This is a genomic window from Fictibacillus nanhaiensis (assembly GCF_042686385.1).
Classification (GTDB): domain Bacteria; phylum Bacillota; class Bacilli; order Bacillales; family Fictibacillaceae; genus Fictibacillus; species Fictibacillus nanhaiensis.
The window spans coordinates 1,493,171-1,505,438 of the sequence record NZ_JBHUPF010000006.1; the positions used below are offsets into that span (position 1 = coordinate 1,493,171).

General features: G+C 39.9%; 11 protein-coding genes. All 11 read left to right on the forward strand.

Annotated elements, in window-relative coordinates; all coding sequences use genetic code 11:
* Positions 1 to 5: 5 nt before the first annotated feature.
* The 11 genes from folD (at position 6) to spo0A (ending at position 12,169) form a co-directional block, all read left to right on the forward strand.
* Entirely contained in the window at positions 6 to 869 is an 864-nt protein-coding gene (gene folD, locus ACFS5O_RS11130) for a bifunctional methylenetetrahydrofolate dehydrogenase/methenyltetrahydrofolate cyclohydrolase FolD (RefSeq protein ID WP_205726811.1), read from the forward strand.
* Positions 869 to 2,230, forward strand: coding sequence for an exodeoxyribonuclease VII large subunit (gene xseA, locus ACFS5O_RS11135; RefSeq protein ID WP_205726810.1), 1,362 nt, complete (start codon positions 869 to 871; stop codon positions 2,228 to 2,230). The genes folD and xseA overlap by 1 nt, the downstream gene beginning before the upstream one ends.
* The gene (locus ACFS5O_RS11140) at positions 2,223 to 2,462 is read left to right on the forward strand and encodes an exodeoxyribonuclease VII small subunit (RefSeq protein WP_066396014.1); all 240 of its coding nucleotides are present in this window, start codon (positions 2,223 to 2,225) and stop codon (positions 2,460 to 2,462) included. The genes xseA and ACFS5O_RS11140 overlap by 8 nt, the downstream gene beginning before the upstream one ends.
* Positions 2,462 to 3,340, forward strand: a complete 879-nt coding sequence (locus ACFS5O_RS11145; RefSeq protein ID WP_379839639.1) for a polyprenyl synthetase family protein — start codon at positions 2,462 to 2,464, stop codon at positions 3,338 to 3,340. Before ACFS5O_RS11140 ends, ACFS5O_RS11145 begins: the two co-directional genes overlap by 1 nt.
* Before the next feature lie 695 nt (positions 3,341 to 4,035).
* Complete coding sequence (locus tag ACFS5O_RS11150) at positions 4,036 to 4,632, forward strand: hypothetical protein (RefSeq protein WP_066396012.1); 597 nt, start codon at positions 4,036 to 4,038, stop codon at positions 4,630 to 4,632.
* Between the two features lie 20 nt (positions 4,633 to 4,652).
* Positions 4,653 to 6,551, forward strand: coding sequence for a 1-deoxy-D-xylulose-5-phosphate synthase (dxs, locus tag ACFS5O_RS11155; RefSeq protein WP_205726809.1), 1,899 nt, complete (start codon positions 4,653 to 4,655; stop codon positions 6,549 to 6,551).
* The gene (locus ACFS5O_RS11160; protein ID WP_205726808.1) at positions 6,548 to 7,366 is read left to right on the forward strand and encodes a TlyA family RNA methyltransferase; all 819 of its coding nucleotides are present in this window, start codon (positions 6,548 to 6,550) and stop codon (positions 7,364 to 7,366) included. Before dxs ends, ACFS5O_RS11160 begins: the two co-directional genes overlap by 4 nt.
* Positions 7,367 to 7,472: 106 nt before the next feature.
* Positions 7,473 to 7,922: a transcriptional regulator AhrC/ArgR gene (gene ahrC / locus ACFS5O_RS11165; protein WP_144699169.1), complete on the forward strand. Its 450-nt coding sequence runs from the start codon at positions 7,473 to 7,475 to the stop codon at positions 7,920 to 7,922.
* Positions 7,923 to 7,946: 24 nt separating this feature from the next.
* Positions 7,947 to 9,644, forward strand: a complete 1,698-nt coding sequence (recN, locus tag ACFS5O_RS11170; protein WP_205726807.1) for a DNA repair protein RecN — start codon at positions 7,947 to 7,949, stop codon at positions 9,642 to 9,644.
* Positions 9,645 to 9,778: 134 nt separating this feature from the next.
* On the forward strand, positions 9,779 to 11,065 hold the full coding sequence (gene spoIVB / locus ACFS5O_RS11175; protein WP_205726806.1) for a SpoIVB peptidase: 1,287 nt from the start codon (positions 9,779 to 9,781) through the stop codon (positions 11,063 to 11,065).
* Positions 11,066 to 11,365: 300 nt separating this feature from the next.
* Entirely contained in the window at positions 11,366 to 12,169 is an 804-nt protein-coding gene (gene spo0A, locus ACFS5O_RS11180) for a sporulation transcription factor Spo0A (RefSeq protein WP_205726805.1), read from the forward strand.
* The last annotated feature ends 99 nt before the right edge of the window (positions 12,170 to 12,268 follow it).

Below are 12,268 nucleotides of genomic sequence, written 5' to 3' on the forward strand. Positions count from 1 at the left end.
TTAGAATGGCTGTTTTAGACGGAAAACAAATTGCGAGAGAGATTAGAGAAAAACTTGCAACAGAGATCCAAGACCTTAAACAAGAAGGAATTGTTCCAGGTTTAGCTGTTATTCTAGTAGGCGATCACCCAGCGTCTCGTTCATATGTATTAGCAAAAGAAAGAACATGTAAAGAGCTCGGAATGCATTCCGTATTGACTGAGCTTCCTGAATCTATTTCTGAGAATGAATTGTTACAATACATTCAAGCATTCAACAATGACGAACAAATCGATGGGATACTCGTACAACTTCCCCTTCCTTCACATATTAGTGAATCAAAAGTAATTGAAACCATTCTGCCTGAAAAAGATGTAGACGGTTTTCATCCGATTAATATCGGACGCATGCATGCAGGAGATGAGCAAGCTTTTATACCATGTACACCACTGGGTATTTTAGAGATGGTTAAACAAACCGGTGAAGATATTTCTGGAAAACATGTTGTCGTTGTAGGCAGAAGCAACCTTGTAGGAAAGCCAGTAGGCCAACTTTTCTTGCAAGAAAATGCGACGGTCACGTTCTGTCACTCAAGAACAAAGAACCTTTGTGAACAAACCTTACAAGCGGATATTTTAATTGCAGCGGTAGGAAAACCGAACCTTATTACAGAAGATATGGTAAAAGCAGGTGCCGTTGTTATTGATGTTGGGGTTAACCGTAAGGAGGATGGAAAGCTTTGTGGGGATGTAGACTATGAGGCTATTAAACCGAAAGCAAAACATATCACTCCTGTTCCAGGTGGCGTTGGCCCTATGACCATCACGATGTTAATGAATAATACGGTTCTTGCTTCAAAATGGAGAAAGCAGTTAAAGGAAGTACATTAATGCAAAACAACAATCGGTATGTTCCAATATCGGCTGTAACCCGGTATATTAAGAGGCTATTTGAAAATGACGGTAACTTACAAGACGTTTGGGTAAAAGGTGAACTATCCAATGTTAAGCTCCATAGTAGGGGCCATCTGTATTTTACGTTAAAAGATGCCAACAGCAGAGTTTCTGCTGTTATGTTTGCAGGAAACAACAGACATCTAAACTTCAAACCTGAAGAAGGAATGAATGTTTTGATTCAAGGTTCATTCTCTGTTTACGAACCTCAAGGGCAATACCAGCTCTATGTCAGAACGATGCAGCAAGACGGTGTTGGTAACTTGTTTCTAGCATACGAAAATTTAAAGAGTATGTTAGATCAACAAGGTCTTTTTGATCCGATACATAAAAAGCCGCTGCCTAAATTCCCTTCAACGATTGGTGTGATCACTTCACCTACAGGAGCTGCTGTAAGGGATATCGTGACTACCATAAAGCGGAGGTTTCCGCTAGCTGCTGTCACTGTATATCCAGTCCTCGTTCAAGGACCTGGAGCTGCCCCGTCCATCGTTCGGGCGATTGAACAAGCGAATGCTTTGAATGAATCAGATGTTCTCATCGTGGGACGAGGTGGAGGATCGATAGAAGAACTGTGGGCGTTTAACGAGGAAAGTGTTGCCAGAGCGATCTTTCAATCACAACTGCCCATCATTTCTGCTGTAGGACATGAAACGGATTTTACGATTTCAGATTTTGTGGCAGATCTACGAGCTCCAACACCAACAGCTGCTGCTGAGATGGCAGTGCCCCATCTAGATGAACTAAAAGATCGTTTATTCCAAAGAAATGTTCGTCTGAAACGAGTGATGAATGAGTTTGTAGCAGGTCATCAACAGCATTTATCACGACTACAAAAATCGTATGCCTTTAAATACCCAACTCAATTGATCAAACAAAAAGAACAAGAACTGGATAGGTGTATGGATCAATTAAAACGTACGGTAGGCAGTTTTGTTGATCAGCATCAGAATCAACTCTCTCAAGTCAAGCGTCAATTATTGCTTTTTTCGCCAAGAGGTCAGCTTCAGAAGGCAAACGAAAGAGTCGTTTCTCTGCATAAAACATTGTTAAAAGAAACAAATCGTCACGTAAGGCAACACCAGAGGGATTTTTCGAACAAGATTTCTAGGCTCTCTTCCCTTAATCCTCTAGCTGTAATGGATCGCGGGTACAGCTTGACCTATAAACAAGGTAAAGACGAATTGGTCAAATCCGTATCACAGGTAAAGGTTGGAGATGCATTAACGATAAAGTTAAAAGATGGACAGGTAGATTGTCACATCACTGGAACGGAGGCGTCTTTTACAAATGACTGAAAAAACAAGCAAACTTACATTTGAAGAAGCGATGATACAACTTGAAGAAATCGTTGAAAAGCTTGAACAGGGAGATGTTCCTTTGGAAGAGAGTATCGATCTGTATCAACAAGGAATGAAACTATCCAAGTTATGTCATACGAAACTACAGAACGTTGAGAAGAAGATGGATACGATTCTGCATGAAGACGGAAAAGAAGAACCATTCGCGATTCAGGAGGAAGATCATTGATAGCGTTTGAACAATATCTTCGAGATAAAAAAACATTGGTTGAAGAAAAGATGGTTGCTTATTTAGAAAACTTGGATGCTCCAGAGACATTGAAAAAGTCGATGCTATATTCCATTTCCGCAGGTGGGAAGCGGATACGCCCGATCTTAGCACTCGCAGTCTTGGAAGCCTTTGAAAAGAACACAGAAGAAGTAGTAGACGTGGTTTGTTCAATCGAATTTGTTCATACGTATTCTTTAATTCATGATGATCTTCCTTCTATGGATAATGATGATTATAGAAGAGGGAAACTCACGAACCATAAAGTTTTTGGAGAAGCACAAGCGATCTTAGCTGGAGATGCATTATTGACAGAGAGCTTCAGCTTGATCACGAACAACTCCTATTTAACATCGGACCAAAAGGTTCAAATAATTTCTGTTTTATCTAAAGCTGCAGGTTCAACAGGAATGGTTGGTGGTCAAGTCGAAGACATAGAGGGAGAGAACAGAGAGCTCTCGTTAACGGAATTAGAAAGCATTCATGAAAAAAAGACGGGCAAGATGCTCGAATGTTCGGTGATCGTTGGGGGTATAGCAGCGGGAGCTTCTGATGAAGATCTTTTGCATTTGACGAACTATGCACGACATATCGGGATTGCCTTTCAGATTCAAGATGACATACTTGATGTAATTGGCAAACAGGAAGAAATAGGTAAACCTGTTGGAAGTGATGAAGCGAATCTGAAAACCACTTATCCGAAGATTCTTGGTCTTGATGGAGCAAAGAAAGAAATGGAAAACCATATACATATTTCTTTAGAACACTTAAACAAGATCAAAGGGAATACAGGCATATTAGCGTCCATTGCTGACTACATTATTAAAAGAAACCACTAAGAGATTGTTGCATAATTGGAAGTATGATATGATATTATTTGCTTTGGAGTGGTGCAGTATTCTAGTCAGCCCCCCATTCCTGAAGGCGGGCCTAAAAATCCGCCAAAGGGCACATCGATGAAGTTCCTTGTATTGGCTTGAGGCGCCCAGCCTTGGGTCATCGCTGGGAGTTAAGGTTGAAGGGCGATCCACAATGGCATGTGGGCGAGGACCCTTCTTCCGCGGAGGCCCCCATATTTGCGGTTTGTGTTCAAAAGACCTTACTGCGAAATGGGGTTTGAACCTGCTTAGCTTTTTTTCTTGTTAACAGGAAAAGAAGGCGAGCAGCGTAGCCTGCCTTGAGTGGAGCTTGAGGGGATTATGGTGTGAAAAGCCTGTATCGGTTGGCCGCTGATTATGAGCTTTATACCATATGAAATCTTCTCTGCAAAAGAGGCTAGGGAATGTGCGCGAGGCTGTTGAGGAAAACTCCTAGACTGTTCTGCCCTGACACCTTTTAGGGATTATAGTGCGGACTAAGTGGTAATCTAGTCTAACGTTTGGCGACAGCGTTAAGAAGAGAGTAAAGGGAAACCGCGAATATGGCGACATTTCGTACTCTTCTGGGAAAACCTACTGGACCTAAGCCGCAGTCTTTACTTAATAAGGTGACCACTCCCTATTACATAAAGTGACCAAAAAGTGAGGAGTTATGCATGAAGCATTCCTTTACTAAAACACTCAAATGGAGTACAAGCATTGCCGTTATCACTCTTGTGTTAGCGGCTATTTTTACAGTTGTATCCTCTTTTTTGTTAAATGGAGTTTCGTGGGCGATAGGGATGGGAATCGTCTTTCTAATCGTCTTAACCGGGGTTCTGTTTGACATAGTGGGAGTAGCATCAACCGCTGCGAAAGAAGTTCCATTTCACGCGATGGCTTCTGAGAAGGTTCCTGGAGCAAGACATGCTATAATCATTACAAGAAACGCAGATCGTGTGGCGAATTTTTGTAACGATGTTATTGGTGATATCTCTGGAATCGTTAGCGGAACAGCATCTGCTGCAGTTGTTGTAGAACTTACACTCTCTATGGGGAATAGGTCTGGATCAAACTCTGAATATTTGATCTCGATCGTCTTCACTAGTGTAGTTGCTGCACTTACTGTAGGAGGCAAAGCGTTAGGAAAGTCATATGCGATCAACCACTCAACCTTTATAATTTTTCAGGTTGGGCGTTTATTATATTTTTTAGAGGAAAAATTAAGAATTAAACTGCTATCGCCTGCTAAAAGAGAGAAGAAAAGGCGTTAATGGAAAGAGAGGCATATTCCATGAACCTGGAAGAAATCCAAGATCCTCAGTTTTTGAAAACGTACGAAACTGAACAATTAAATAAATTAGCGGCCGAAATCCGTTCTTTTCTAATTGAAAAACTTTCAGTTAGAGGAGGGCACCTAGGTCCTAACCTCGGCGTTGTAGAATTAACGCTTGCCATGCACAAAGTCTTTGACAGTCCGAAAGACAAGTTTATTTGGGATGTAGGTCATCAAGCCTATGTCCACAAGATTCTTACCGGAAGAGCATCTCAGTTCGATACACTTCGTCAGTACAAGGGACTATGTGGATTTCCAAAACGTATTGAAAGCGAACATGATGTATGGGAAACGGGACACAGTTCTACGTCACTTTCTGCTGCGATGGGTATGGCGATCGCAAGAGACCTGAAAAAAACAGATGACAAAGTTGTTGCTGTCATTGGTGATGGTGCTCTAACAGGCGGGATGGCTTTAGAAGCGCTCAACCATATCGGACATGAAAAGAAAGACTTGATCGTTGTGCTTAACGACAATGAGATGTCGATCGCTCCGAATGTGGGAGCTCTTCATAACGTTTTAGGACGCATGAGAACAGCTAGAAAATATAATAAAGCCAAAGATGAACTAGAGTCTTTAATCCGTAAAATTCCTGCGTTTGGCGGTAAATTAGCTGCTACAGCAGAACGTGTAAAAGATAGCTTAAAGTACCTATTAGTATCAGGGATGTTTTTTGAGGAGCTAGGTTACACCTACTTAGGGCCAGTCGATGGTCATGATGTAGATGACTTGATCGAGAATCTAACATATGCCAAAAAGACGAAAGGTCCGGTAATCATCCACGTTCTTACAAAAAAAGGAAAAGGATATGAACCGGCTGAGAGTGATAAGAAAGATAGCTGGCATGGTGTAGGTCCATATAAGATTGAATCAGGTCAGCAGATCAAACCACAGCAAATTGGACCATCTTATAGCGGTGTTGTCAGTAAGACTCTTGAGACACTTTCACATAAAGATGATCGTATTGCCGTGATAACACCAGCCATGACGATCGGCTCAAAGTTAACTGATTACGGAAAAGCGTTTCCTGATCGTTTGTTTGACGTTGGTATCGCAGAACAACATGCTACAACGATGGCAGCTGGACTTGCAACGCAGAATATGAAACCTGTCCTATCGATCTATTCTACGTTCTTGCAGCGAGGTTACGATCAAGTGGTTCATGATGTAGCTAGACAGAACTTGAATGTTGTTTTTACAATTGACAGATCTGGTCTCGTTGGTGCTGATGGAGAAACGCACCAAGGTGTATTTGATATTGCCTTCTTGCGTCATATTCCAAATATGGTGTTGATGATGGGGAAAGACGAGAACGAACTTCAGCACATGGTATACTCTGCTCTAAAATATGAAGATGGTCCGATTGCGATCAGATTCCCTAGAGGAAACGGTTCCGGAGTTCCAATGGATGAAGAGTTTGAGAACATTCCAATTGGTACTTGGGAAGTGCTGAAAGATGGAGATGACGTTGCGATTCTAACATTTGGAACTACGATTCCAATGGCGCTTGAAGCGTGGGAGATCCTTGCGAAATCAGGTGTCTCAGCACGCGTGATCAATGCTCGTTTCATCAAACCGCTTGACTCAAAGATGTTAAAAGAGCTCTATTTTGAAAACATGCCAATTCTAACGTTAGAAGAGGCTGTTCTTCAGGGTGGTTTCGGAAGTGCGGTTTTAGAGCATGCGGCTGATCATCAAGCAAATGTAATTATTGATCGTATGGGAATTCCTGATTGCTTTATCGAGCATGGAAGTGTAACAAAATTATTAGAAGAGATCGGAATTACAACCCCTGATCTTGTTGAGCGTGTGAAAGCACTTGTAAAACGAAAGGCAGAAAAGGGTCTTCTTACATGAAAAAAGAACGGGTAGATGTACTGCTTGTCAATCGCGGACTTTGTGAAACGCGAGAAAAAGCTAAACGATCGGTTATGGCTGGACTCGTGTATTCAGGAACGAACCGAATGGATAAGCCAGGTGAAAAAATAGAACAAGATGCGCCTCTTCATGTTAAAGGAGATGTTATTCCTTATGTAGGAAGAGGTGGACTGAAACTTGAAAAGGCTCTTAAGATCTTTGATTTTGATGTCAAAGAAAAGATTGGAATGGATATTGGAGCTTCAACTGGTGGATTTACGGATTGTGCGCTTCAAAACGGTGCTTCCTATATCTATGCGATCGATGTTGGCTACAATCAACTTGCTTGGAAACTCAGAAACGATTCAAGAGTAGCTGTTATGGAAAGAACGAACTTTAGATATGTAACACCTGATCAGCTTCAAAAGGGGATACCCCATTTTGCAACGATAGATGTTTCATTCATTTCTCTACGAATCATTCTTCCTGTACTAACTCAGCTCATGCCAACTGGTGATGTGATCGCTTTGATCAAGCCTCAGTTTGAAGCAGGACGTGAAGAAGTTGGCAAGAAAGGAATCGTTAGAGATCTAAAAGTTCATAAACGTGTGATCGAAGAGATAACAGACTTTGCCCACAAAACAGGGATTAATCCTGTTGCATTGTCTTTTTCACCTATAACTGGTGGGGATGGCAACATTGAGTTTTTAATGCATGGGAAAGTAAATAATGAGGACTCTCGAACAATAACTTTAGAAGATATTGAAGAAGTTGTTAAGTCAGCTCATGAAACATTAAAGAAAGAGCGGGAATAAATTTCTCGCTCTTTTTTTTATTCTGTTAATGAAAAATTTACATCCTATGCACAATAGTATAAGATAAAGGCAGAATGTGACAGTGTAAATTGAGGTGGAATCACAAGTGAATAAAGGACAACGACATATTAAAATACGTGAAATGATCAGCAACCATGATATTGAGACACAAGACGACTTAGTGGAACTGCTCAAGAAAGCAAACTTTAATGTAACGCAAGCAACGGTTTCCCGAGATATCAAAGAACTGCATCTTGTGAAAGTGCCGATGAACGATGGTCGCTACAAATACAGTCTTCCGGCTGACCAAAGGTTTAACCCACTGCAAAAATTAAAAAGAACGCTGACTGACAGCTTTATCAGTATTGATTATGCAGATCATCTAATCATTATGAAGACACTTCCGGGTAATGCAAATGCCATTGGGGCGTTAATTGATAAGCTAGATTGGGAAGATTTAATGGGAACGATCTGTGGCGATGATACAATCTTGATTATTTGTCGTTCTAAAGAAGTTAGTTCAGATGTTTCGCAGCGCTTTTTAGATATGCTGTAATTTTTTAAATAAGGTGTGATGTAATTGCTGGCAGAATTAAGTATTCGTAATTTTGCTATTATTGATTCTTTGAGTGTTTCTTTTAGTAAAGGATTAACCGTATTAACAGGTGAAACAGGAGCAGGGAAGTCCATCATCATCGATGCGATCGGTCTTTTGATCGGTGGCAGAGGCTCTACAGAATTTGTACGCTATGGTACTCAAAAAGCTGAGATAGAAGGTTTGTTTCATATTCATCCAGGTCATCGTGTGTATGATAAATGTGAGGAATTTGGAATTACGATTTCGGATGAAGATGAGATGGTTGTACTTAAAAGAGATATTACAGAGAACGGTAAAAGCATTTGCAGAGTAAATGGAAAGCTTGTTACATTGTCTGTTCTTAAAGAGATCGGACAGGCATTAGTAGACATACATGGGCAGCATGAAACGCAATATTTAATGCAGCCTGATAAGCATCTTTTTTTACTCGATAGCTTTGGTGATAAGGATTTTAAACAAGAGTTGGTATCGTACGAATCAACATTCAAGGACTATAAAGAAATCAACAAACAGCTATCTGAGCTCTCTAGAAATGAACAAGAGATCGCTCAGAGAATTGATTTGCTCGAATATCAATATCAAGAAATAGCAGGTAGCAATCTTATTCCTGATGAAGATGTTAAGCTTGAGGAAGAAAAACGAATGCTTTCAAATTTTGAAAGAATACACGGCTCTCTTCAGGATGCATACCATAATCTTTATGGAGAAGGAAAGGCGCTTGAACTCGTTTCTAGTGCACTTGCTGATTTTTCGCAAGTTGCAGCACTAGATGAGTCTTTAAAAGCTGACGAAGAACAATTTGGAAACAGCTTTTATGTCCTTGAAGAGCTTACATATAAGATTCGGGACATGTTTGATTCCTTAGAATACAACCCGGAAAGGCTTAACAGCATCGAATCACGTCTTGATGAACTGAGTAAGCTTAAACGTAAATATGGTTCTTCAGTTAAAGAAATGATCGATTATAGTGAAAAGATCAAAAAAGAGTTAGAACTCATTCAAAACAAGGATAATCATATTGAAGAACTCAAGAAGAAGCAGGAAAAGCTTATAGCTAAACTTGAGGTATCAGGGAAAAAACTGACTAAGAGAAGAGCAGAGACAGCTAAAGTCTTAAAAAACAGCATCCAGCAACAGCTAAAAGAACTTTATATGGAAAAAACAAAGTTCGAAGTTGTGATGAAGCGGATTGAAGATGATCAATTTTTGAGGACTGGATTGGATTCTGTAGAATTTTACATCTCTCCGAATCCTGGCGAGCCGCTCAAACCACTATCAAAAGTAGCATCAGGTGGCGAGCTCTCAAGGATCATCTTAGCATTGAAAACTATTTTCTCTGAGAATCAAGGGATTACCGCGATTATCTTTGATGAAGTGGATACTGGGGTTTCTGGACGAGTTGCTCAAGCGATCGCGGAAAAGATCTACAAAGTTTCTATAGGTTCACAAGTTCTTTGTATTTCTCATCTACCACAAGTTGCAGCGATGTCAGACACACATCTTCACATCTCAAAGGATACGCTTCAAGGAAGAACGGTTACAAAAGTTCTCACACTAAAAACGGATGAAAAAGTGAATGAAATAGGCAGAATGATCTCAGGTGTTGAGATTACTGATCTTACAAGGCAACATGCTCAAGAATTATTAGAGCTTGCAGCTTCCATCAAAAAGACATCATAAACTTTATTCATGAAAAAGCTATCCATTTAAGGAATAGCTTTTTCTTTTTTCTTGGTTATAAACTCATGGTCCATAGGCTAAATTAAAGGTACAGCCATGGTGAGGGTGTGAGCTAGGAGCGAGGAGAGTGTATGATGTATAAGGATTTACTTCGGCGAATGATCGGCGTTATTCTCCTTGGAAGTTTAGTGGGAATCGGTTTTTTGACTCCTGTGCGTGAATATGTAGCATTGCCTGAATCGATTACCTTTTTTGAAGGACAGCATGTCTTACAAGCCCTTCCTGTTGGCACAAACATGAAACAGGAAGAAGCAAATATTTATACGACCGCAATGGAAAGCGAACATAAAGTTTCGATACAAGCCAAAACAAACGGTGATAGCATGGCAACTCTCGAAGCAGCAAGTTTTCCCATAAAAAAGATGAATGTAAAAGTTTTATCCGATCTAAAGGTAGTACCAGGTGGACAATCAATAGGAGTGAAGCTAAATACTCTAGGGGTTCTGATTGTGGGACATCACCTTGTAAATACAACAGCTGGAAAACAATCTCCGGGTGAAATTGCCGATATTCAAGTAGGAGATATTATTACCAAAATCAACGGAAAAAATATTAAAAAAATGGGAGATGTAAGTCCATTTGTTAAACAATCTGGGGAAACTCGAAGTCCTTTAGATGTAACCATCATTCGAGATGGTAAAACGTTTCATAAAACACTTACTCCTCTGCAAGACAAGAATGATCAGTCATATCGCATAGGACTATATATTCGCGATTCAGCAGCTGGGGTGGGAACACTTACGTTTTTTGATCCAGCATCATTTAAATATGGAGCACTTGGTCATGTTATTTCAGATATGGATACGAAAAAGCCAATTAAGGTAAACAACGGAGAAATCCTAGGGTCTACCGTGACTTCCATAGAAAAAGGTTCGAACGGCCATCCAGGAGAAAAGCTTGCGCGTTTTTCCAATGACCAAAGAGTTTTAGGGGATATTTCAAAAAACAGCCCTTTTGGAATTTTTGGAAAGTTAAACGACAGTTTATCGAATGGGGACTGGAATAAACCATTGCCAATCGCCCTATCTCATCAGGTAAAAGAAGGTCCGGCAAAGATTCTGACTGTAGTTAACGGGTCGAAGGTTAGAGAATTCGATGTTGATGTCGTAAGCTCTGTGCCGCAAAAGTTTCCCGCTACAAAAGGAATGGTCATTAAAATTACAGATCCCGAGCTTTTAAAAATTACCGGTGGGATCGTTCAAGGAATGAGTGGAAGCCCGATCATTCAGAACGGTAGGATTATTGGAGCAGTTACGCACGTATTTGTAAATGACCCAACATCAGGTTACGGGGTTCATATCGAGTGGATGCTTGATGAAGCAGGAGTAGACATCTATAAAGATGCAAAACAAGCGAGTTAAATGAACGAAACCGGTTGAACTTTACCGGTTTTTTTTTGATGATTTTCTTTTACTTTTTAGATAATTTAGACAATCCTATGAAAATTTTGTATAATGAGGGATATAAAGAAAATTCGACAAAAGAACTTCCGTAAATATAATAACTGTCGAAATTCAAAGTAAATTGAAGAAAATAGCTCTATCTGCTGCAAAAACAAAATAATTTTAAAAAATTTAAAACAAAATAAAGGGATTTAAGATTTATTGTTGAAATGTTACATTGGGAAAAACAAGAAATTGTTGGATGGGGAGGAAATAATGGTGCAAAAAATTAAAGTTTGTCTAGCTGATGATAATCGTGAACTGATTAGTCTTTTGAGGGAGTATCTTTCAAGTCAAGATGATATGGAGGTAATCGGGGTAGCTTACAACGGTCAAGAATGTTTGTCCGTTTTAGAGAATAAAGATCCTGATGTATTAGTTCTTGATATTATCATGCCTCATTTAGATGGATTAGCTGTGCTTGAGAAGATCAGATCTAGCGATGATCTACCACAGCCGAATGTTATCATGTTAACGGCGTTTGGTCAGGAAGATGTAACGAAAAAAGCCGTAGACTTAGGTGCATCATACTTTATTCTAAAGCCATTCGATATGGACAATCTGGCAAGTCAGATCCGTCAGATCTGTGGAGCAGAGAAATCAACTGTTCAGCGTGCGTCCGGAAACAGTCGAAATAACTTTCAATCTACAATTAACAATAAACCGCGCAATCTGGATGCGAGCATCACAAGTATCATTCATGAAATCGGGGTTCCCGCTCATATTAAAGGATACATGTACTTAAGAGAAGCGATCTCTATGGTATACAATGATATTGAACTATTAGGATCAATCACGAAGGTCCTTTATCCAGATATCGCGAAAAAATTCAATACAACCTCTAGCCGTGTTGAACGTGCTATACGTCATGCGATTGAAGTAGCATGGAGTCGTGGAAACATCGATAGCATTTCATCATTGTTTGGCTATACAGTATCCATGTCAAAAGCAAAACCTACGAATTCAGAGTTCATCGCGATGGTCGCGGATAAACTTCGAATCGAACATAAAGTTATGGCATAAATACTTACCCGTTGATAATACTGGTTTTAAAGGACTTATCCAATAATTGTTATTCAATGCAATTTGACCGATAAACTTCTTTTTGAACCTATAAATAAA